The sequence below is a fragment of the Pseudomonas sp. WS 5059 genome, assembly GCF_012985525.1.
Classification (GTDB): domain Bacteria; phylum Pseudomonadota; class Gammaproteobacteria; order Pseudomonadales; family Pseudomonadaceae; genus Aquipseudomonas.
Genome location: NZ_JAAQWO010000002.1, coordinates 781,981 through 804,854, shown reverse-complemented (window position 1 = coordinate 804,854; position 22,874 = coordinate 781,981). Strand labels below are relative to the sequence as shown.

The following is a 22,874-nucleotide window of genomic DNA, read 5'->3' as shown; positions in this document are numbered from 1 at the left end:
CGGCACAGGGCTTTTCTGTAGGAGCTGGCTTGCCTGCGATGGCGGTGTGTCAGCCAGCCTATCCGGTGCTGACCCAGCGCCATCGCAGGCAAGCCAGCTCCTACAGGGGATCTCGTTTGCAGCACGAGTTTGGCTACACAACACATCAATGTGGGGGGGCAGACCGGGTCAGTCTTCGAATTCGCGGCGTTCGTTTTCGATGGCTTCGGCCAGTGCCCGGGCTTCGGCTTCTTCTTCGCTCAATTCGGGTTGTTCCAGGGCGGCAACGGCAGCCAGCAGTTTTTCGCGGGCGGCCGCCACACCCAGGATGTCTTCCTCAGGCTCAGGTTCGACCGCAGGCGCCGTTTCAACGTTCATCGGCGTTTCGCCCGCCCCATCACGCAGCAAGTCATCAAAGTCGGTCTTGATCCCCTGCTCCATATCGTCCAGCTCCAGCAGCAAGGTATGGAAACTGGTCTCGTCCTTCGGCTCCTCCGGTTCGGCGCTGGCATCGGCCAGTTCCTGCAAGCCGGGCGGCACCGGGGCATCGTCGAAGTCGAGCACCGGTTCGGCTTCGATCTCGCGCAGCTCGGCCAGTGGCGGCAGGTCGTCGAGGTTTTTCAGGTTGAAGTGGTCGAGAAACACCTTGGTGGTAGCAAACATCGCCGGTTTGCCGGGTACGTCGCGGTAGCCGACGATGCGGATCCACTCGCGCTCCAGCAGCGTCTTGACGATGTGGCTGTTGACCGCCACACCGCGCACATCCTCGATCTCGCCACGAGTGATGGGCTGGCGATAGGCAATCAGCGCCATGGTCTCCAGCATCGCCCGGGAATAACGTTGCGGGCGCTCTTCCCACAGGCGCCCGACCCACGGCGAAAATTTCTCACGGATCTGCAAGCGATAGCCCGAGGCCACTTCCCTCAGCTCAAAAGCGCGGCCGTCACAGGACTTGCGCAAGATTTCCAGGGCCTTCTTGAACACCGGCGGTTCCGGGCGCTCGGCTTCTTCAAACAGTTCAAACAGGCGCTCCAGCGATTGCGGCTTGCCCGAGGCCAGGAGGAAGGCTTCCAACAGCGGTGCCAGTTCGCGAGGTTCAGTCAGATTCATCAATTCAGCTCGTTATTCGGCTCGCGCCCGCACGTGGATAGCCGCAAAAGGCTCATTTTGCACCAGCTCGACCAAGGACTCCTTGACCAGTTCGAGGACCGCCATAAAGGTCACGACCACGCCCAGGCGCCCTTCTTCGGCGGTAAACAGCTCGACAAACGGCACAAACCCGCCGCCCTTCAGGCGCTCCAGCACATCGCTCATGCGCTCGCGGGTGGACAAGGCTTCGCGGCTGACCTGGTGGCTTTCAAACATATCGCCACGGCGCAGCACCTCGGCCATGGACATCAGCAGTTCTTCCAGGCTCACATCTGGCAACAATTTACGCGCCCGGGCCTCCGGCGCATCGAGCTTGGGCACCACCACGTCACGGCCCACGCGGCTCAAGCCGTCGATGCCTTCGGCGGCAGCCTTGAAGCGCTCGTACTCCTGCAGGCGGCGGATCAGTTCGGCGCGGGGGTCGTCCTCTTCCGCTTCGATCGTCTCGGAGCGCGGCAGCAGCATGCGCGACTTGATCTCTGCCAGCATCGCAGCCATCACCAGGTACTCGGCGGCCAACTCCAGGCGCACCGACTGCATCAACTCGACATAACCCATGTACTGGCGGGTGATTTCCGCCACCGGGATGTCGAGGATATTGATGTTCTGTTTGCGGATCAGGTACAGCAGCAAGTCAAGCGGGCCTTCGAAGGCCTCAAGGAAGACTTCCAGGGCATCCGGCGGGATGTACAGGTCCAGGGGCATTTCCATGACGGCCTGGCCGTAGACCATGGCAAATGGCAGTTCCTGCTGGGCACCGGCCTGGCTGTCGACGGTTTCCACGGCCGACATTCAGGCCTCGACCATGAACGGTGCCGGGTCGCCACAGCCTACCCGGATCACCTCTGGCTCGCCGTCGGCCAGGTTGATCACGGTGGACGCCTTGCCACCGCCGAAGCCGCCGTCGATGATCAGGTCCACCTGTTTTTCCAGGAGTTGTCGCATTTCGTAGGGGTCTTCCAACGGTTCAGTCTCGCCGGGCATGATCAGCGACACGCTCATCAGCGGCTCACCCAGCTCGGCCAGCAGCGCCAGGGCGATGGGGTGCTCCGGCACCCGCAGGCCGATGGTGCGTTTCTTCGGGTGCAGCAGCAGGCGCGGCACCTCGCGGGTGGCATTGAGAATAAAGGTATAGGGCCCTGGCGTATGGGCCTTGAGCAGGCGGAAGGTGCCGGTATCGACCTTGGCGAACAGCCCCAGCTGCGACAGGTCGCTGCAGATCAGCGCGAAGTTGTGGTTTTTATCCAGGTCGCGCAGGCGTCTTACGCGCTCCACCGCATTCTTGTCGCCGATCTGGCAACCAATGGCGTAGGAGGAGTCCGTGGGGTAGATCACCACGCCACCGGCGCGAATGATCTCCACGGCCTGTTTGATCAGCCGCGCTTGCGGATTTTCCGGATGAATCTGGAAAAATTGACTCACGTTCTCTACCTGTTCAGACAGTGGCGGTAATGGGGTCATGCTTGAATCGCCCCCACAGGAGCGGCAAGTCTTCCGGGACCGGGCGGTATTCGCCGATCTCCGACCAGCCGCCTGGGCCATGGAAATCACTGCCGGCACTGACCAGCAGACCAAATTCACGGGCAAGAATCGCCAGGCTGCCAACCTGTTCGGCGGGTTGATGCCCATTGACCACTTCGATGGCGTGGCCACCCGCTTGAATATAGTCGCCTATCAGCTTGCGACGCTTGCTGCGGGTAAAATCGTAATGCCAGGGGTGCGCCAGGCTGACCCAGGCCCCGGAGGCGCGCAGGGTCGCCACAGTGTCTTCGAGGGTCGGCCAATGCAGCTTGACGTCCCCCAGCTTGCCGGCGCCCAGCCATTTGCGGAACGCTTCGGCGCGATCCTTGACGTAACCCTCGCGCACCATCCAGTCGGCAAAATGCGGGCGGGCCGGCGCGTTGCCGCTGTCACCCAGCGCCTGCTGGATGGCACGGGCGCCCTCAAGGGCATTGGGCATACCCTTGAGCGCCAGTTTGCGGCTTATTTCTTCGGACCGCAGCCAGCGGCCATCGTGCAACCGGGCGATAGCCTCCACCAGCGGCGGGGCCGTGACATCAAAACCGTAGCCCAACACATGAATGGTTGCGCCGCCCCAGGTGCAGGACAGCTCGACGCCATTGACCAGTTGCATGCCCAGCGCCGTGGCGGCAATACGCGCCTCGTCCAGGCCTTCAAGGGTGTCGTGGTCGGTCAACGACAGGACTCGCACGCCTTTTTCAAACGCACGCGCAACCAGTACCGCGGGCGCCAGGGCGCCGTCGGAGGCCGTGCTGTGGCAGTGCAAATCAACATTCACGGGAGTCTGTAACCTCAAGTCAGCTGGCGCTTACGCTACCAAGGATGTTTGTTATTATGCCGCCACATCCAGCTTCTGGCTCTTACTGTGAAACAATTCATCGACTTCATCCCGCTGTTGCTGTTCTTCATCGTTACCAAACTCGACCCCAGGGTCATCGATATCGCCGGTCATGAGCTGTCGTTCGGGGGGATCTACAGCGCCACTGCCGTCCTGATCGTCAGCTCTGTGGTGGTCTACGGCGCCATCTTCATCTCCCAGCGCAAACTCGAAAAAAGCCAATGGCTGACCCTCATCGCCTGCCTGGTATTTGGCGGCCTGACCCTGGCCTTCCACAGCGAAACCTTCCTTAAATGGAAAGCCCCGGTGGTCAACTGGCTGTTCGCCCTGGTCTTTATCGGCAGCCACTTCATCGGTGATCGCCTGCTGATCAAGCGAATCATGGGCCATGCGCTGACCCTGCCGGAGCCGGTCTGGACACGCTTGAACGTGGCCTGGATCGTATTTTTCCTGTTCTGCGGCGCCGCCAACCTGTTCGTGGCCTTTACCTTCCAGAACTATTGGGTCGACTTCAAGGTGTTCGGCAGCCTGGGCATGACCGTCCTGTTCCTGATCGGCCAGGGTATCTACCTGTCGCGCCACCTGCATGACACCGCCCCTACCACGCCAAAAACCGAGGACTGACATGCTCTACGCCATCATTGCCACCGACGTCGCCAACTCCCTGGAAAAACGCCTGTCCGTGCGCCCGGCCCACGTGGAACGCCTCAAGGCGCTACAGGCCGAAGGGCGCTTGGTGCTCGCCGGCCCACACCCGGCCGTCGACAGCAATGATCCGGGAGATGCCGGCTTCACCGGCAGCCTGATCATCGCCGAGTTCGCCTCCCTGGCCGATGCCCAGGCCTGGGCCAAGGCCGACCCGTATGTTGCAGCCGGCGCCTATGCCGATGTCGTGATCAAACCCTTCAAGCAAGTCCTGCCTTGATTCAGGTGACGCCGAACCTATTGGGTTCGGCAAACGTCTAATCGCTCATTATTCTCGGTAACCTGCCGACAACGTTCTGAATATTCGTGTGGAATCAGGAGTTCCGATGCGCTTACGTCAGTTGTGTCTGTTGGCAGTGTTAACGATCGGGGCTACGGCCCAGGCTGAAGAAACCTCGAACACCGGCAGTTCCACGCCCCTGTCCTTGAGTGCCGGCAGCCAGATCACCGAGTTGCAGCAACGCTTGAAAGAAAGCGAACGCCTGCGCGAAGAACTGAGCAAACAATTGCAAACTGCCGATGCCGCCCGCGAAAGTGCGCAACTGAGCCGGCTGCGCCAGGACAATCAGCGCCTGGCCCAGCAACTCAAGGACGCGCAAGGTGGCGCCCTGCCACGTTGGCTCACCGACCAGCAGCAATGGTTCGTGATTGGCGCAGGAGTTGCGCTGGTTGCCCTGCTGTGCGGTATCTTCGCCAGTGGCGGGCATCGGCGCCGTCGACAATGGCTAAATTGAGTGAGTCATGAGCGAGCTGTTACTGATAGATGATGACCAGGAGCTCTGTGAGCTGCTGACCAGTTGGTTGAGCCAGGAAGGTTTCCAGGTGCGTGCTTGCCATGACGGCGTGAGTGCGCGCAAAGCCCTGGCCGACGCCGCGCCGGCGGCCGTGGTGCTGGACGTGATGCTGCCCGATGGCAGCGGCCTGGAGTTGCTAAAGCAATTGCGCGCCGACCACCCTGAATTGCCGGTACTGATGCTTTCGGCCCGGGGCGAGCCCCTGGACCGGATCCTCGGCCTGGAACTGGGCGCCGATGACTACCTGGCCAAACCCTGCGACCCCCGCGAACTGACCGCCCGCCTGCGGGCCGTATTGCGCCGCAGCCACCCGACGGCGGTGTCGACCCAACTGGAACTGGGCGACCTGTGCTTCAGCCCGGTGCGTGGCGTGGTGATCATCGACAGTCAGGAACTGACCCTCACCCTGTCCGAAAGCCGCCTGCTGGAAGCCTTGCTGCGCCAGCCGGGCGAGCCCCTGGACAAGCAGGAACTGGCGCAGATCGCCCTGGGCCGCAAGCTGACCCTGTATGACCGCAGCCTGGACATGCACGTGAGCAACCTGCGCAAGAAAATCGGCCCGCATGCCGACGGCCGCCCGCGGATCGTCGCACTGCGCAGCCGTGGCTACTACTACACCCCCTGAAATCCCCTGTAGGAACCGGCTTGCCGGCGATGAGGCCCTTGAGTCATACGCTGATCCAACGGACGCCATCGCCGGCAAGCCGGCTCCTACCTGTTTTGTAAGTGCCCGCCCAATCTGTCTTTACCCAAGCTTTACCCTCCCCTGACCGCCGCTGACCTTGATCTTCGTAATCTACTCACATCCGGAATCACCGGAACCGAGACAAGGAGAAACACCATGCGCAAGACCCTTATCGCTCTGATGTTCGCCGCAGCCCTGCCTACCGTCGCCATGGCCATGCCAGAAGGCCAAGGCCCGATGGGCGGCCCTGCAGGCCACATGATGGGTGGCCCGGGCCACGGCGGTGAACACGGCATGCGCGGCAAAGGCGGCCCTTTCAGCCAGCTCGACCTGACCCGCGAACAGCGCCAGCAGATCGGCAAACTGATGGGCGAACAACGCGAAGGCCGCCAGCAACTGGTCAAGAAGTACCTGGACAAACTCCCGGCTGCTGAGCAGAAAGCCATGAACGACGAAATGGCCGCCGCCAAGCAGAAAACCCAGGCGGATATCCGCGCCCTGCTCAAGCCTGACCAGCAGAAGAAGTTCGACGAAATGGCGAAGAAACGCGCCGAACGCCAAGCCGAGTGGCAGCAGTTCCAGGCCTGGAAAGCGCAACAACCGCAAAAAGCGCAATAATGCGTTAGCAACCTCCCAGCCCAGTGGCCCGTGCCGCTGGGCTTTTCCTGTTTGAGGGTTTCCTGTGCGTTCACTCTTCTGGCGCATCCTTGCCAGTTTCTGGCTGGCCATCGCCCTGGTTGCCGGGCTGTCGATCCTGCTTGGGCATATGCTCAACCAGGACGCCTGGATTCTCAGCCGCCATCCCGGCCTCAATAACCTGGCCGAAGAATGGACCCAGCGTTACGAAACCCAAGGCGAGGACGCCGCCCAGGACTTGTTGCAACAGCGCAAGCGCCAGTACCACGTCGATGTACAAGTGCTCAACGAGAGCGGCGACCCGGTGGTGCGTGGCACCTTCCCGCGCCGTGCCGCCGCCTTCGAAGCGCGACAGCATGAGAGCCACGAGGGCCGGCTGCCCTGGCGCCGCCTGACAGCCGAGTACACCAGCGAAAAAACCGGCGACACCTACCTGCTGATCTACCGCATCGCCCTGCCGGAGCTGGATGCCTGGCACCGCAGCAGCCTGCTCTGGCCCTTGAGTGCCCTGGCGATTGCATTGGTGGTGCTGACCCTGTTCAGCCTGCTGGTGACCCTGTCGATCACCCGCCCCCTCAGCCGCCTGCGCGGAGCGGTACATGATCTGGGCCAGGCCACATACCAGCAAAACAGCCTGGCGCGCCTGGCCGACCGGCGCGATGAGTTTGGCGTGCTGGCCACCGACTTCAACCGCATGGGCGCACGCCTGCAAAGCCTGATCGGCAGCCAGCGGCAATTGCTGCGCGATGTGTCCCACGAACTGCGCTCGCCACTGGCCCGCCTGCGGATCGCCCTGGCCCTGGCCGAACGGGCCACCCCCGAGGCACGGGAAAAACTCTGGCCACGCCTGACCCTGGAATGTGATCGCCTGGAAGCCTTGATCAGCGAAATCCTGGTCCTGGCGCGGGTGGATGCCGACAACGCCAGCGCCGAAGACATCGACCTCAATACCCTGCTCAAGACCCTGCAAAAGGACGCCCAACTCGGCGCCCCGGACCAGGAAGTACAGCTTCACGCCGACCCGGCGCTGACACTCAAGGGCTGGCCACATATGATCGAGCGGGCACTGGACAACCTATTGCGCAACGCCCTGCGCTTCACCCCGCCCAGCCAGCCAATTGAAATGCGCGCCCAGCGTGAAGGCGAACGCATTGTGATCAGCGTGCGCGACCATGGCCCGGGCGTGGATGCCGAACACCTGCAAAAGCTGGGCGAGCCGTTTTACCGCGCCCCCGGGCAAACCGCCCAGGGGCATGGCCTGGGCCTGGCCATCGCCCGCCGGGCCGCCGAGCGTCATGGCGGCAGCCTGACCCTGGCCAATCATCCCGACGGCGGTTTTATCGCCACCCTGGACTTGCCCTTGCAACCGGGGATTGCAGCCCACCCCTGAAGATCTTCTATGATGGCCCTTCTCTTATGGAGGGCCTTTGATGACTGATCTGCTCACCTCGATCCAGCGTGCACTCGATCTGCCGCCCACACCGCTGGCGACCGCCGAGGCCGGCGCCTTGCCCTCAGCTTTCGCCGTCACCGAGTTGGCTTGCGCCAGCATGGGTGCCGCCGCCCAGGCCCTAGCCCGGTTGCTGGAACAACAGACCGGGCGCCTGCCCCTGGTCAGCGTGGACCGGCGCCTGGCCTCATTCTGGTTCTCCAGTTCCCTGCGCCCACAGGGCTGGAGCGTGCCGCCGTTGTGGGACCCGATTGCCGGCGACTACGCCTGCGCCGACGGCTGGATTCGCCTGCACACCAACGCCCCTCACCACCGCGCGGCTGCCGAGCGTGTGTTGGGACAGGTCGCGGACCGGGCGGCGATGACGCTCAAGGTCGCCCCATGGAGCGCTGCCGAGCTTGAGCAGGCGATTGTCGACGAGGCCGGCTGCGCCGCACAGATGCGCACCTGGCAGGAGTGGCAAGCCCATCCCCAGGGGTTGGCGGTCAATCAGGAACCGTTGCTGGTGCGAAAACGCTTCGACACGGCCGGCAAAACCCGCTGGCTCGGCAACGTGGCGCGCCCGCTGGCGGGGGTCAAGGTACTGGACCTGACCCGCGTGTTGGCCGGCCCCGTGGCCAGCCGTTTTCTCGCCGGCCTTGGCGCCAATGTCTTGCGCATCGACGCCCCCGACTGGAACGAACCCGGGGTCGTGCCGGAAATGACCCTGGGCAAGCGCTGCGCGCGCCTTGACCTTAAACACCCCGGCGACCGGCAATTGTTCGAAAGCTTACTCAAGGATGCCGACATTCTGTTCCACGGTTATCGGGCAGATGCGCTGGAGCAACTGGGTTACAACGCGAGCGCCTTGCAGCAGATTAGCCCCGGCCTGATCGACGTCAGCCTCAACGCCTACGGCTGGAGCGGCCCGTGGCGCAATCGCCGGGGCTTCGACAGCCTGGTGCAGATGAGCAGCGGCATCGCCCACGCCGGCATGCTGTACAAACAGGCAGATAAACCGGTGCCGCTGCCGGTGCAGGCACTGGACCATGCCACCGGCTACCTGATGGCGGCCAGTGCGATACAGGCCTTGGCCGAGCGCTTGAGCAGTGGGCATGGGGGTTCGGCACGGCTGTCGCTGGCGCGTACGGCGAAGCTGTTGATCGAGGCGGGACAAGACAAACAGCCAGCGTTGCGTGAAGAAGAACCGGGTGATCAGGGGCTGCTGGTAGAGCAGACGGCCTGGGGGCCGGCCCATCGTTTGCTGGCGCCGGTCAGTCTTACCGGGACTCCGCTGCAATGGGATTTGCCGGCTGGGGAATTGGGCGCGCATCGGGCACAGTGGTGACCTTGGAAGGGTCATCGCGGCGATGCGGCGACCCGACAAGCCCGCTCCCACAGTTGATCGTGTGCAGATCAAACAACTCGGTCAAATGTAGGAGCGGGCTTGCCCGCGATGAGGCCCACCAGGCACAACAATTTCACAAGGTCAGCACCCCGCTGTACAACCCATACGCCGCCAGGCTCGCCCCGGCGATTACGCAACTGAAAATTCCTTTTTCCAGCAACGTAAACAACGGCTGGCCCTGCTCGCGCTTAGCCTGGGCGAACAGGATCACCCCTGGGGCATACAACAGCGCCGACAGCAGCAGGTATTTCAAGCCGCCGGCATACAGCAGCCACACCGCATACCCCAGCGCAATCACCCCCACCAGCAGGTCCTTGAGCCGCTGGCCATGGGCTCCCTCGTAGGTTTCCCCGCGCCCGCACAGCAGCACGGCATAGGCCGCCGACCATAAATACGGCACGAGGATCATCGACGACGCCAGGTAGATCAGCGTGGTGTAGGTACTGGCCGAAAACAGCGTGATCACCAGGAACAGCTGGATCATCACATTGGTCAGCCACAACGCATTGACCGGCACCCGGTTGGCGTTTTCCTTTTTCAGGAAGGCCGGCATGGTCCTGTCGTGGGCAGTGGCGTAGAGAATCTCGGCGCACAGCAAGGCCCATGACAGCAACGCGCCGAGCAGCGACACCGCCAGGCCGATACTGATCAACATCGCGCCCCAGGGCCCGACGATATGTTCCAGCACGCCCGCCAAGGACGGGTTCTGCAAGTTGGCCAACTCCGGTTGGCTCATGATCCCCAAAGACAGCACGTTGACCAGCACCAGCAGGGCCAAGACCCCGACAAACCCGATCACCGTGGCGCGGCCCACGTCCGAGCGTTTTTCCGCGCGCGCCGAGTACACGCTGGCGCCTTCGATGCCGATAAACACAAACACGGTGACCAGCATCATGTTGCGCACCTGGTCCATCACCCCACCAAATTGCGGGTTGCCCAGGCCCCAGATATCCCGGGTGAAAATATCCGCCTTGAACGCCACGGCGGCGATCACGATAAACATCAGCAGCGGCACGATCTTGGCCACGGTGGTGACCTGGTTGATAAACGCGGCCTCCTTGATCCCGCGCATCACCAGAAAATGCACGGCCCACAGCAGCAGCGACGCGCAGCCGATCGCCACCGGCGTATTGCCCTGGCCAAACACCGGGAAAAAATAGCCCAGGGTGCTGAACAGCAGCACGAAGTAACCGACGTTGCCCATCCAGGCACTGATCCAATAGCCCCAGGCCGACGAGAACCCCATGTAGTCGCCAAAACCGGCCTTGGCGTAGGCATACACACCCGAATCCAGGTTGGGCTTGCGGTTGGCCAGGGTCTGGAACACAAAGGCCAGGGTCAGCATGCCAATGGCGGTGATGCCCCAACCGATCAGGATCGCTCCCACCTCGGCCCGCGCGGCCATGTTTTGCGGCAACGAGAAGATCCCGCCGCCAATCATTGAGCCCACTACCAACGCCACCAGGGCGCTGAGGCGCAGCTTTTGTGCCGGTTGCGACATAGAAACTCCTGCAGATGAAACCGTCATCGAGCTAACAACTGTGCACTCGGCTAATTTATCGAAAACATGCAACGTTTATTAGCTATAGCGAATAAAACTGCTCGCCTCATAACTTAATGACATTTCAGTTAGTCGAGTTTAGGCAAATTTAGAATTTAAATACCACTTGTCTTTTATCCATGAGGGGTATCTGACAAAGCCTCTTGAAAAAGTTTGCACATTTGCGAAAACGGGCTAGCTTCAAACATCCACGCCTTAGGCATATAGCATTAACCCGAACGGATAAAAGCTCTGGGACGCGCTTATCCGAGCAATTATACGCCCGCTACATTTATTCATAAGTCTTTAATTCACAATGGAATGTGCCAATGAAGTGATCTGAGTCAGCTGTTTGAATAGCGCACAGTTTTATTCTGTGGTCTCTCTTCTCCTGCATTGGAGTCACGCAATGTCTGAATCCCCCGGAAAACTTCGATTAGGCGCCCTTGTTGCTCTAGTTGTGGGCTCAATGATTGGCGGCGGGATCTTCTCGTTGCCGCAAAACATGGCCGCCAGCGCGGATGTCGGTGCGGTATTGATTGGTTGGGTTATCACTGCCGTAGGCATGTTGACCCTGGCCTTTGTATTCCAGACCCTGGCCAACCGTAAACCTGACCTGGACGGCGGCGTGTACGCCTACGCCAAGGCCGGTTTTGGCGACTACATGGGTTTCTCCTCAGCCTGGGGCTACTGGATCAGTGCCTGGCTGGGCAACGTCGGCTACTTCGTGCTGTTGTTCAGCACCCTCGGTTACTTCTTCCCCATCTTCGGCGAAGGCAACACCCCGGCAGCGGTGATTGGCGCGTCGGTGTTGTTGTGGGCCGTGCATTTTTTGGTGCTGCGCGGGATCAAGGAAGCCGCATTCATCAACCTGGTGACCACGGTCGCCAAGGTCGTGCCGCTGGTGCTGTTTGTGTTGATCGCCCTGTTCGCGTTCAAGCTGGACATCTTCACCGCTGATATCTGGGGCGTGAAAAACCCCGACCTGGGCAGTGTGATGAACCAGGTGCGCAACATGATGCTGGTCACCGTCTGGGTGTTTATCGGTATCGAAGGCGCGAGCATCTTCTCGTCCCGTGCCGAAAAACGTTCGGACGTGGGCAAGGCCACCGTCATCGGCTTTATCACCGTGCTGCTGTTCCTGATGCTGGTGAACGTGCTGTCCCTGGGGATCATGACCCAACCGGAACTGGCCAAGCTGCAGAACCCGTCCATGGCGGCCGTGCTGGAGCATGTGGTCGGCCATTGGGGCGCGGTGTTGATCAGCGTCGGCTTGATCATCTCGTTGCTGGGCGCGCTGCTGTCGTGGGTGCTGCTGTGTGCAGAGATCATGTTCGCCGCCGCCAAAGACCACACCATGCCGGAGTTCCTGCGTAAGGAAAACGCCAACCATGTGCCGGTCAACGCCCTGTGGCTGACCAACGCCATGGTCCAGATCTTCCTGGTGATCACGCTGTTTTCCGCCAGTACCTACCTGTCGCTGATCTACCTCGCCACCTCGATGATCCTGGTGCCCTACCTGTGGTCGGCAGCCTACGCGCTGTTGCTGGCGGTACGCGGCGAGACCTACGAGGCGGCCCTGGCCGAGCGCAAGAAAGACCTGTTCATCGGCTCCATTGCCCTGATCTACGCGGTCTGGCTGCTGTATGCCGGTGGCACCAAATACCTGCTGCTCTCCGCCCTGCTCTACGCCCCCGGCGCGATCCTGTTCGCCAAGGCCAAGCGTGAACTGGGCAAACCGATTTTCACCAACGTCGAGAAGCTGATTTTCGCCGCAGTGGTCATTGGCGCCCTGGTGGCGGCCTATGGGCTCTACGACGGCTTCCTGACCCTGTAACACCTGAATCTTTTTGTTCACTGGAGGATCTGTAATGACCACGGAAAAAGTTAAGTACGGCGTACATTCCGAAGCCGGCAAACTGCGCAAAGTCATGGTGTGTTCCCCAGGTCTGGCCCATCAGCGGCTGACCCCCAACAATTGCGACGAACTGCTCTTCGATGACGTGCTCTGGGTGGCCCAGGCCAAGCGCGACCATTTCGACTTCGTTACCAAGATGCGCGAGCGCGATATCGATGTGCTGGAAATGCACAACCTGTTGACCGAGATTGTCGCCATCCCCGAAGCGCTGGACTGGATCCTGGAGCGCAAGATCACCGCCAACACGGTTGGCCTGGGCCTGGTCGATGAAGTCGGCTCGTGGCTCAAAAGCCTGGAGCCGCGCAAGATCGCCGAGTTCCTGATCGGTGGTGTATCCGCCGATGACCTGCCAAGCAGCTTCGGTGGCAAGACCATCGAGATGTTCCGCGACTTCCTCGGCCACTCAAGCTTTATCCTGCCACCGCTGCCCAACACCCAGTTCACCCGCGACACCACCTGCTGGATCTACGGTGGCGTGACGCTCAACCCGATGTACTGGCCGGCGCGACGCCAGGAAACCCTGCTGACCACCGCCATCTACAAGTTCCACCCAGAGTTCACCAACGCCGACTTCCAGATCTGGTACGGCGACCCTGACCAGGAGCACGGTGCAGCCACCCTGGAAGGCGGCGACGTGATGCCAATTGGCAACGGCGTGGTGTTGATCGGCATGGGCGAACGCTCCTCCCACCAGGCCATCGGCCAACTGGCGCGCAACCTGTTCAAGAACAAGGCCGTGGAAAAAGTCATCGTTGCCGGCCTGCCCAAGTCCCGCGCCGCGATGCACCTGGACACCGTGTTCAGCTTCTGCGACCGCGACCTGGTAACCATCTTCCCCGAAGTAGTGAACCAGATCGTCGCCTTCACCCTGCGCCCTGACGAGAGCAAGCCCCACGGCATCGATATCCACCGCGAGAAAACCAACTTCCTCGACACCGTGGCCGCAGCCCTTGGCCTCAAGGCCCTGCGTGTGGTGGAAACCGGCGGCAACAGCTTCGCCGCCGAACGCGAACAGTGGGACGACGGCAACAACGTGGTGGCCGTGGAACCTGGCGTGGTGATCGGTTACGACCGCAACACCTACACCAACACCCTGCTGCGCAAGGCCGGTGTGGAAGTCATCACCATCAGCGCCGGCGAACTGGGCCGGGGCCGTGGCGGCGGCCACTGCATGACCTGCCCGATCATTCGCGACCCTATCGACTACTAAACGACCATCTCCCCGGCGGCATCCACCCGATGCCGCACGGGCCGATTACCGAATCCAAGGAGAATCATCATGGCGTTCAACATCCACAACCGTAACCTGCTGAGCCTGGAACACCACACCCCGCGCGAACTGCGGTACCTGCTGGACCTGTCCCGCGACCTCAAGCGCGCCAAGTACACCGGCACCGAGCAGCAGCACCTCAAGGGCAACAACATCGCGCTGATCTTCGAGAAAACCTCGACCCGCACCCGATGTGCCTTCGAAGTCGCGGCCTATGACCAGGGCGCCAACGTTACCTACATCGACCCGAACTCGTCGCAGATCGGCCACAAAGAAAGCATGAAAGACACCGCCCGCGTACTCGGGCGCATGTACGACGCCATTGAATACCGTGGCTTCAAGCAGGAAATCGTCGAAGAACTGGCGAAGTTCGCCGGGGTCCCGGTGTTCAACGGCCTGACCGATGAGTACCACCCAACCCAGATGATCGCCGACGTGTTGACCATGCGTGAACACGCTGACAAGCCGATCCACGACATCAGCTACGCCTACCTGGGCGACGCCCGCAACAACATGGGCAACTCGCTGCTGCTGGTCGGCGCCAAGCTGGGCATGGACGTACGCATCTGCGCACCAAAGGCCCTGTGGCCCCACGATGACCTGGTGGGTCGCTGCAAAAAATACGCAGAAGAAAGCGGTGCACGCATCACCCTCACCGAAGACCCGAAAGCCGCGGTCAAGGGCGTGGACTTTATCCACACCGACGTCTGGGTCTCCATGGGCGAGCCTGTGGAAGCCTGGGCCGAGCGTATCGAGCAACTGCTGCCGTACCAGGTCAATGCCCAATTGATGAAAGCCACCGGCAACCCACGCACCAAGTTCATGCACTGCCTGCCGGCGTTCCATAACAGCGATACCAAGGTCGGCAAACAGATTGCCGAACAGTATCCGCACCTGGCCAACGGCATCGAAGTGACCGACGACGTGTTCGAGTCCCCGGCCTGCATCGCCTTCGAGCAAGCGGAAAACCGCATGCACACCATCAAGGCGATCCTGGTTTCGACGCTGGCGGACCTGTAACCCAACACCGCTCCCACTGATGTAGCACGGGCAATGTGGGAGCGGGTTTTATGTGGGAGCCGGGCTTGCCCGCGATGCAGTCACCTCGGTCTGCCAGACATAGCGAGGTGAGGCCATCGCAGGCAAGCCAGCTCCCACATAAAGCCCGCTCCCACACTTGCTCCGGTGTTCACAAGGCCGAATTTTAGAAGGATTGCATTATGCGTATCGTCGTTGCACTGGGCGGTAACGCCCTGCTCCGCCGTGGTGAACCCATGACAGCGGACAACCAACGCGCCAATATCCGGATCGCCACCGAGCAGATTGCCAAGATCCATCCGGGCAATGAGCTGGTGATCGCCCACGGCAATGGGCCACAAGTCGGCCTGCTGTCGCTGCAAGCCGCCGCCTACACCCAGGTTTCGCCCTACCCGCTGGACGTGCTGGGTGCCGAAACCGAAGGCATGATCGGCTACATCATCGAACAGGAACTGGGCAACCTGCTGGACTTCGAAGTGCCTTTCGCCACCCTGCTGACCCAGGTTGAAGTGGACGCCAACGACCCGGCTTTCCAGAACCCGACCAAGCCGATCGGCCCGGTCTACTCCAAGGCCGAAGCGGAAAAACTGGCCGCCGAAAAAGGCTGGGCGATTGCCCCCGATGGCGATAAATATCGCCGGGTGGTGGCCAGCCCACGGCCCAAACGCATCTTTGAGATCCGCCCGATCAAGTGGCTGCTGGAAAAAAGCAGCATCGTGATCTGCGCAGGTGGCGGCGGCATCCCGACCATGTATGACGAGAACGGCAAGCTCAAGGGTATCGAAGCTGTGATCGATAAAGACCTGTGCTCCTCGCTGCTGGCCCAGCAACTGGAAGCCGACCTGCTGGTGATCGCCACCGACGTCAACGCGGCGTTTATCGACTTCGGCAAGCCGACGCAAAAGGCCATCGGCCAGGCGCACCCCGACGACATGGAAAAACTTGGCTTCGCCGCCGGCTCCATGGGGCCCAAGGTCCAGGCCGCCTGCGAGTTCGCCCGCAACACTGGCAAAACCGCAGTGATCGGTTCACTCTCGGACATCGAAGCCATCGTCCAGGGCACCGCCGGCACCCGTATTAGCACGGCAAAACCTGGCATCACCTACCTATAACTACACCAGGGCGGTTGTTGCAGCCGCCCTTCTCCAATGCCTTGTTAAGGAGAGACGCCTATGGCCATCTTTGAACCCGGTCACTTGCATATCGAACGCCACGCGTTGAATGCCCAGGATCACAGCTACGACCTGTGCATCGACTATGAAGTCAGCCAGGACCCGAAGGAAGGCAAGGGAATGCTCTTCAAAATGCACGGCTCCGTGCAGGGCAAGGACCTCAAGGAAGAATTCTTCCTGCCCAAGGATCAGGCCTACGACTTTGCCCGCCATGCCATGAACATCGCGCAGAAATACGGCATGCCGAAAACCGCGGTGCTCAACGGTGGCATGCATAAACAGTACGACCTGATGTTCGAGGATGTGCGCCACCAACTGGATGTAAAACCGGGCGACCCGATCAAGCCTGAACACCTGGAATAACCAAAACAGCTCAAATGTGGGAGCTGGCTTGTGTGGGAGCTGGCTTGCCTGCGATGCAGGCACCTCGGTGTGTCAGTCACCCCTCGATGATGCTATCGCAGGCAAGCCAGCTCCCACATTTTTGATCTCCACCCCCGCTCAGGCATACTGGCCACCCTCCGCATTGCAGAATCAACATCCACCCCATGCGTATCCACGTCAGCTTCATCGACCGCGTCGGCATCACCCAGGAAGTCCTGGCCTTGCTCGGTGGGCGCAATCTCAACCTGGATGCGGTGGAGATGATCCCGCCCAACGTCTACATCGACGCGCCGACCCTGAGCGTGGAGGTGCTGGAAGAGTTGCGCGATGCGCTGTTCAGCGTGCAGGGCGTGCAGGCGGTGACGGTGGTGGATATCCTCCCCGGCCAGCGCCGTCACCTGCAACTCGACGCCCTGCTGGCGGCCATGACCGACCCGGTCCTGGCCCTGGACAGTGCGGGCAAGGTGCTGCTGGCCAACCCGGCGCTGATCGCGCTCTATGGTCGCGAGCCGGCTGGCGAAAGCATCGCCGAGCTGTTTGAGGATCCGGCGCTGCTGGAAGCCTTGCTCGAACATGGCTTTCGCCTGCCCCTGCGCGAGATCAGCGTCAACGGCCAGACCTTATTGCTGGACGCCACACCGATCACCGATGCCGGCGCGCTGCTGACGTTGTACCAACCCAACCGTATCGGCGAGCGACTTTCGGCGCTGCACCATGACCATGCCGAAGGTTTCGACGCACTTTTGGGCGAGTCGCCGGCGATCCGCACCCTCAAGACCCGTGCGCAACGAGTGGCGGCCCTCGACGCCCCGCTGTTGATCCAGGGCGAGACCGGCACCGGCAAAGAGCTGGTGGCCCGCGCCTGCCATGCCATCAGTGCGCGCCACAGCTCGCCGTTCCTGGCGCTGAACTGCGCGGCACTCCCGGAAAACCTCGCCGAGAGCGAGCTGTTCGGCTACGCCCCCGGCGCCTTTACCGGCGCCCAGCGCGGCGGCAAGCCGGGGCTGATGGAGCTGGCCAACCAGGGCACGGTATTTCTCGACGAGATTGGCGAAATGTCGCCGTACTTGCAGGCCAAGCTCCTGCGTTTTCTCAATGACGGCAGCTTTCGCCGGGTCGGCGGCGACCGCGAGGTCAAGGTCAATGTGCGCATCCTCAGCGCCACCCACCGCGACCTGGAGAAAATGGTCAGCGAAGGCACCTTCCGCGAAGACCTGTTCTACCGCCTCAATGTGCTGAATGTGGAAGTGCCGCCCCTGCGCGAACGCGGCCAGGACATCCTGCTGCTGGCCCGCTACTTCATGCAGCAGGCCTGCGCGCAGATCCAGCGCCCGGTCTGCCGCCTGGCGCCGGGCACTTACCCGGCGCTGCTGGGCAACCGCTGGCCGGGTAACGTGCGCCAGTTGCAGAACGTGATCTTCCGCGCCGCCGCCATTTGCGAAAGCAACCTGGTGGACATTGGCGACCTGGATATCGCCGGCACCTCGGTCGCCCGCCAGAGCGACGGCGAAGTGGACAGCCTGGAGCAGGCAGTGGAGGACTTTGAGCGCAGCCTCCTGGAAAAGCTCTATACCACCTATCCCTCGACACGCCAGTTGGCCAACCGCCTACAGACGTCTCACACCGCTATCGCCCATCGATTGCGCAAGTACGGCATCCCCGGTAAGCCATGATCACCAAAAAACCCGGCGCCCACGCTGGATCACCGCCCCGGTCGCGCTGAAAAACAGCTGCTGGGCCATGGCCGCGCTCAGGCGTGAATAGTAGATGGCGATCACGTCGCTGTCGGTCTTGTCGGCCAGGCCTCTAAAACTCATAAAGCGTTGTTCCGGGCGCTTGAGATGGCCGGCAGTGAAATCCGCATTGGCCGCCCCGGGAGTGCGGTAGTGAAAATGGGCGTAAGCCAACACCCTGCCCGCCTTGTCCTTGACCACATACTCCTGCAAAAAGTCATGCTCGCGCTTGAGCGCAATGCGCCCCTCTATCGGTAGGATCTGCACCTCATTCTGACTCTTGAGGTAGGCAATCCCCTCTTCATCCGGCGCCAGGCGCTTGACCATTTCGATCCGGATCAACCGGCCATGCTCCACCAGGCGGCTGGCAGCCTGCCCCAGTTCCTTGAGCAGAGGCTGTGCGGCAGCAGCGGTTTTCTCTTGCTCCAGGGCTTTGCGGATCTTGTCGGCCACCGTGCTGATTTTGCCGGCATGCCGCAACAGCCGGGCCTCGACGCTGGCGGGCAGGCTGGAAATACGCGCCTCGTTGCGGGCCTGCTCCAGCACGGTCGCCTGCCTGTCCAGCAGTTTGCGCCCATCGTCCTTGAGCCGCTCCAGGGAGCGCACCGCGCGCGCAGGCGGGGCGCTGGCCTCGGTGATCGACTCAAACTCATCCAGGCCAGGGGTCTGGCGAAAGCTCGCCACGACGCTTTGGTCAACCGGGTTGATAACATCGACAATGTCCTCGTTCAACTCCGGCGTACGCGCACGCACCTGGCCCACCAGGTACCGGCTCTTGCGGTCACGGATCAGGCGCTTGCCGCTGCCCACCGCAGGCCTGGGCCTGGACGCGGGGGCCTGTTCGCGCTCGCGCAGCAACGTCGCCAGGGAGCCGCGGGCTTCGTGTTCCATGGCGTTGAGCATTTTGTGCAAACGTTCGACGCTGCCCTCATACAACAAGTCAGAAGCCATATCACCAAAGTCGCGCAGGGAGGCCTGGGTGGTGTCGTACTCGAACAGAATCGCCTCATACCCGTCGATGCGTTGCTGCACACTCAGTGAGCTGGCGTCTTGCAAGGTTTTTTGCGACTGCACCGATTGGATCGTCTCGTCGATCAGGGTCCCGATGCGGATGAAATCGTCATACTCCTCCGGCAGCGGCGGCCGGCGCAGGATCACCCCACCCAATGCCTTCAGTTGTACGGACTTCCAGTCCAGCGGCGTGCCCAGCGTCGAGGGCTGCAACGCATCAGCGCGTGATTCATACCCTGGCACCTCGGTCAGCCGGGCATAGTTGTTGCGTTCCAGGATGCTCAAATCGATCAGCTTTTCGTTGTAGCCAATGATCGTCTGCGTAGCCTGAACGAGCGAGTGGTGGGCTGCCTGAACCACGGCCACATCTTCATGGTCCAGTTGCTCATGCAACTGGCTACGGCGCTCGGCAGGCAGCACCTCGGTGGCGCGGTTGGTGACCAGCACCGCCATGCGCACCCGCAGGTTTTCGACCAGGTCTTCCAGTTGCAGGATCCTCTCCGGTTCGAAGCGCTCTACGGGTTTGTTGGCGTTTTTTGCAAGTAACGCGTCCAGCTTGTCGAACTGCGCCCGGCTGAGTTTCTCCAGGTCGCTCAGGTAATGGTTGCGCAGGTCCTGCAGGGACTGATCAAAGAGTTTTTCCGGGCTGCCCTCGTGTGCCTCTTTAAAGTGCTCTTCGCTGGCTGCCACGGCACTTTCAGCCTCAAGCAGGCGCGCCGTGGTCTCCTGATAATGGTGCTCAAACATCTGGTTCTGGCGCTGGATATTGGCGCGTCGGGCGGCCGCCGACAGCTTTGGATGGCCGCCGAGCAATTGCAGGCCCAGGTCGACGTTCCACACCCCGTGTGCATCCTTGCGCAGCCAGGGGCCGACGCGCTGGGGGGCTCGTAGGTCGATGATGCGCCAGCGCCCCTCAACCTGCCTGACCCCATACAGCTTGCTGTCCAGCAGCATGTAGTCTTCATGGCTGACGGTTGCGTCGGCGCGCAGCACCGCGACTCGGCCCCGTACGGGACTGTCCGGCGAATTGATCGCAGGGGTCGCCGGCCACTGCTCGCGGCGCCCGGGCGACCAGCGAAAGGTCGCCAGTTGTGCCTGCTGCGCCGCGTCGAGACGCAGCCGCGAGTTGGCCCAGGACAAATCCATACCCGTCACATCCGCCCGCGAACCCTGCCAGGCAGAGGCCGACAGCGTTTGCTGAACATGGGCCGTGGAGGTCTGGATGGGCGCCGACCGGAACTCGCTCAGCCGTAAGCGTTGATCAAGGCTGACGACCGGGCTCAGTAGCAAACCTGCGAGGCTGCCGAGCAATTCGGCCAGGGTAGTGGCCGATTCTTCCTGGCTGGCCCCGGCCGGCAACGCCAACACCGCACGAAAACTGCCATACACCTGGGCCAACCACCCCGCCACCGCCACCGACCCTCTGAGCATTGGCAGCAGGGCATTGAATATCTGCCATAGGTTGTTCTTGAACAGCGTCCAGCGCAGCGCCTCGATCGAGGTTGCGCGCTGTTCGGCGGCCTGCCACAGGCTCTTGGCGTTGTCATCGAAAACCGCCTCCAGGAACACCCCCGGCACGCACTCGTCACTGAGCAACGCCGGGCTGGAGGGGGCCGGCACGGCGTATTCGTCCCCCTGTAGAAAACGCTGCACATGAGGGCTGAGAAATCCACCATTGCCGAACAACGCCCGGCTCTTGTCAGGCAGACGCTCAAGCACTAGCGCCTGCAAATCACTGCCGGGGCGCGCGATCTCGTCGAGCAGCGCCTGGCGGCTGGCAAACTGTTGCAGGGCCGCCTCGGCCTGATCGGGCCGATACAGGATATGGGGCAATTCACCGTTATCCCGCGCACCGAGCACAAACAGGTTGCGGGCCTTGTGCACGGCGCCACCGGCATGGGTCAGGAACGCCAGGGGCCGGGCGACGATGACTTGGTTGCCGACTGTGCGCTGCAGCGGATCGTCCTGCAGCAGTGCGAGTACCACCGCTGCGCCTGCCGGGGTAAACCCGTTGCGCCGGCGCAGGCTGTTTTCAAGGGCCCGCAGGGGCAACTGGAGCGCCATCTGCTCGACAAACAGGCGCCGGCGCCGTGCCGACTCTAGCGGGTCCACCAGCAACGCCTGCTTGAGCAGCGCCGGGTAGTGCAGGCCCACATCGACCGTTTCGATGAGTTTTTTCAGGTACGCCGGCTGCATCCACCTGGCGGGCACAACGCCTGGCCCGGCCTGGTGGCTGATCTGCACACTGGCGTAGGGGGTGGCGAAGGGGTTTTCCAGGGCCCAGGAGGTCAAGGTCCTGGTGCTGCGTTGCGTCCAGCCCACCGTTGCACCCTGGGTGCGTTCAAACGTCAGCAGGTAATCATCCGGGTTGATTGCCGCATGTTGCGGGTAATCCAGGCGCATCTGGCGTTGCAGCGCTTTGCGCGCAAACACGTCAATCGGGTCCAGGCCATCGAGGAACGACGCGCCACCTGTACGCTTGTGCAGGTGCGCCAGGCGCTCCAGCCATTGGCCGTAAGTGTGCCGATCAGTGCTGCTGGCCGCCTGCAACCACACTGGCAGCTGCTCTTCGTGGGGCGGCTGGACATAATCGGCCTCGAACCAGACCTCGGGCGCAGTGAGCTTGTGCAGCAGGCGCTTGTAGCTGTCGACATCGGGCAATGCCGACCAGTCGACACGCTTCAGCGCCCTGAGCTGGCGCTCCAGCAAGGCCTGGGCCTGCGCATCGAAGACATCTCCCAGGGGCTCCCGGAGCCCCCATCTGACAAGGAGGCCGGGGCTGTAGTGGCTCATGTAGCGTGGCAGCAGGTTGCCCAACTCATCCAACGTACTGAGCTTGAGCACGCTCATCGCCGGCACATAGACCAGGTTGACCTGGTGCTGCGCCACCTCGCGCTGCAAGACCAATAGCGGCAGCCATTCGCCCGGCAGCCCATCCTGCCCCGCATACACTTGATAAATCCGCAGCACGTGGACCCCGCCCAGCGCCTGGCGATCCGCCTGGTACCCCCAGAGTTCTTGCGGCCCGTCGCCCAGGCCCAGGAGCTTTTGGCCTTGCTCCTTCGTCAGCGGCGGGTTCTGCCGGGCGCTGAGCAGGCACTCGCGCAGTTGCTTGGCGACCGCCCCCCAACGACTCAAAGCTGTATCGCCTGGAACATGGGCGTTCCAATAGGCCAACAGCCTCGCGTTAAAACCATCGGGCAATTCGGGCGCCAGGGTGTTGAGCATGATCGCGACATCATTGACCGAAACAGCGCCAATGAACGGGACAAGGCCCTGGGTTACCGAGCTGACCAGCACGCAATGCTGACCTGGCACATAACTTGGCACGTCGCGGCTCATGCAGCGCCGGATCAGGGCGTCGCTCAAGGTGCTGAGCTGGGCATAGCTGACGCCATTGGCCTGGGACGGCTGCCTTGAACCGATCCAGGTGCTGCCGGCCTGCAAACCGCTGTCACTGAATTGGTCGTTGATCCATTCCTGGATCATCGACTCGGCCACTTGCGCCAATGTCGGGCGCTGGGCGAACAGGTGCGCGAGAGAGTCGCGGGAAGCCTGTAGTTGTGAAATGCCCTGATTGGCCTCAATTGAATTGCTCATGCTGCGCGTCCTGATCGTCGGGAAGGGCAAAAAATACGCCGCTCTCTACTGCACTGTGCGCTGC

Annotated in this window: 19 protein-coding genes; 13 read left to right on the top strand and 6 right to left on the bottom strand. The window is 62.0% G+C overall.

Features of this window, described 5'->3' with window-relative positions; translation table 11 throughout:
* Positions 1-168: 168 nt before the first annotated feature.
* The 4 genes from scpB to HBO12_RS08390 form a co-directional block, all read right to left on the bottom strand.
* On the bottom strand, positions 169-1,089 hold the full coding sequence (gene scpB / locus HBO12_RS08405; protein ID WP_169954699.1) for an SMC-Scp complex subunit ScpB: 921 nt from the start codon (positions 1,087-1,089) through the stop codon (positions 169-171).
* 12 nt (positions 1,090-1,101) lie between these two features.
* On the bottom strand, positions 1,102-1,800 hold the full coding sequence (locus tag HBO12_RS08400; protein ID WP_170041961.1) for a segregation and condensation protein A: 699 nt from the start codon (positions 1,798-1,800) through the stop codon (positions 1,102-1,104).
* A 120-nt stretch (positions 1,801-1,920) separates the two neighbouring features.
* Positions 1,921-2,550, bottom strand: coding sequence for an L-threonylcarbamoyladenylate synthase (locus tag HBO12_RS08395; protein WP_169954698.1), 630 nt, complete (start codon positions 2,548-2,550; stop codon positions 1,921-1,923).
* 13 nt (positions 2,551-2,563) lie between these two features.
* A complete protein-coding gene (locus HBO12_RS08390) occupies positions 2,564-3,427 on the bottom strand; it encodes a PHP domain-containing protein (RefSeq protein WP_169954697.1) in 864 nt (287 codons plus the stop codon).
* An 87-nt stretch (positions 3,428-3,514) separates the two neighbouring features.
* On the opposite strand from HBO12_RS08390, the gene HBO12_RS08385 reads away from it, so the two are divergent.
* The 7 genes from HBO12_RS08385 to HBO12_RS08355 all read left to right on the top strand — a co-directional run bounded on the left by HBO12_RS08385 (position 3,515) and on the right by HBO12_RS08355 (position 9,084).
* Positions 3,515-4,111, top strand: a complete 597-nt coding sequence (locus tag HBO12_RS08385) for a septation protein A (RefSeq protein WP_169954696.1) — start codon at positions 3,515-3,517, stop codon at positions 4,109-4,111.
* Position 4,112: 1 nt separating this feature from the next.
* Positions 4,113-4,412, top strand: a complete 300-nt coding sequence (locus HBO12_RS08380; protein WP_169954695.1) for a YciI family protein — start codon at positions 4,113-4,115, stop codon at positions 4,410-4,412.
* A 106-nt stretch (positions 4,413-4,518) separates the two neighbouring features.
* Entirely contained in the window at positions 4,519-4,926 is a 408-nt protein-coding gene (locus HBO12_RS08375; protein ID WP_169954694.1) for an SH3 domain-containing protein, read from the top strand.
* Positions 4,927-4,933: 7 nt separating this feature from the next.
* Complete coding sequence (locus HBO12_RS08370; protein ID WP_169954693.1) at positions 4,934-5,611, top strand: response regulator transcription factor; 678 nt, start codon at positions 4,934-4,936, stop codon at positions 5,609-5,611.
* Between the two features lie 216 nt (positions 5,612-5,827).
* Complete coding sequence (locus tag HBO12_RS08365; RefSeq protein ID WP_169954692.1) at positions 5,828-6,289, top strand: LTXXQ domain protein; 462 nt, start codon at positions 5,828-5,830, stop codon at positions 6,287-6,289.
* Between the two features lie 64 nt (positions 6,290-6,353).
* Positions 6,354-7,697: an ATP-binding protein gene (locus HBO12_RS08360; protein WP_169954691.1), complete on the top strand. Its 1,344-nt coding sequence runs from the start codon at positions 6,354-6,356 to the stop codon at positions 7,695-7,697.
* Between the two features lie 40 nt (positions 7,698-7,737).
* Entirely contained in the window at positions 7,738-9,084 is a 1,347-nt protein-coding gene (locus HBO12_RS08355; protein WP_170041910.1) for a CoA transferase, read from the top strand.
* Positions 9,085-9,217: 133 nt separating this feature from the next.
* Here HBO12_RS08355 and arcD (HBO12_RS08350) read toward each other — a convergent pair whose 3' ends face one another.
* Positions 9,218-10,645, bottom strand: a complete 1,428-nt coding sequence (gene arcD / locus HBO12_RS08350) for an arginine-ornithine antiporter (RefSeq protein WP_170041909.1) — start codon at positions 10,643-10,645, stop codon at positions 9,218-9,220.
* A gap of 448 nt (positions 10,646-11,093) precedes the next feature.
* On the opposite strand from arcD (HBO12_RS08350), the gene arcD (HBO12_RS08345) reads away from it, so the two are divergent.
* The 6 genes from arcD (HBO12_RS08345) (at position 11,094) to HBO12_RS08320 (ending at position 18,139) form a co-directional block, all read left to right on the top strand.
* Positions 11,094-12,521 (top strand): arginine-ornithine antiporter, encoded by a 1,428-nt coding sequence (gene arcD, locus HBO12_RS08345; RefSeq protein ID WP_169954688.1) that lies wholly within the window; start codon positions 11,094-11,096, stop codon positions 12,519-12,521.
* A 34-nt stretch (positions 12,522-12,555) separates the two neighbouring features.
* A complete protein-coding gene (arcA, locus tag HBO12_RS08340) occupies positions 12,556-13,812 on the top strand; it encodes an arginine deiminase (protein WP_169954687.1) in 1,257 nt (418 codons plus the stop codon).
* A 69-nt stretch (positions 13,813-13,881) separates the two neighbouring features.
* Complete coding sequence (locus HBO12_RS08335; RefSeq protein ID WP_038442811.1) at positions 13,882-14,892, top strand: ornithine carbamoyltransferase; 1,011 nt, start codon at positions 13,882-13,884, stop codon at positions 14,890-14,892.
* A gap of 200 nt (positions 14,893-15,092) precedes the next feature.
* Positions 15,093-16,022: a carbamate kinase gene (gene arcC, locus HBO12_RS08330; RefSeq protein WP_170041908.1), complete on the top strand. Its 930-nt coding sequence runs from the start codon at positions 15,093-15,095 to the stop codon at positions 16,020-16,022.
* Positions 16,023-16,082: 60 nt separating this feature from the next.
* On the top strand, positions 16,083-16,445 hold the full coding sequence (locus tag HBO12_RS08325; protein ID WP_169954685.1) for a DUF5064 family protein: 363 nt from the start codon (positions 16,083-16,085) through the stop codon (positions 16,443-16,445).
* 185 nt (positions 16,446-16,630) lie between these two features.
* Positions 16,631-18,139 carry a sigma-54-dependent transcriptional regulator gene (locus tag HBO12_RS08320; RefSeq protein ID WP_169954684.1) on the top strand — a complete coding sequence of 503 codons (1,509 nt, stop codon included), beginning with the start codon at positions 16,631-16,633 and terminating at the stop codon, positions 18,137-18,139.
* Here HBO12_RS08320 and HBO12_RS08315 read toward each other — a convergent pair whose 3' ends face one another.
* On the bottom strand, positions 18,140-22,810 hold the full coding sequence (locus HBO12_RS08315; protein WP_170041907.1) for a hypothetical protein: 4,671 nt from the start codon (positions 22,808-22,810) through the stop codon (positions 18,140-18,142). It abuts the gene before it with no gap.
* Between the last annotated feature and the right edge of the window lie 64 nt (positions 22,811-22,874).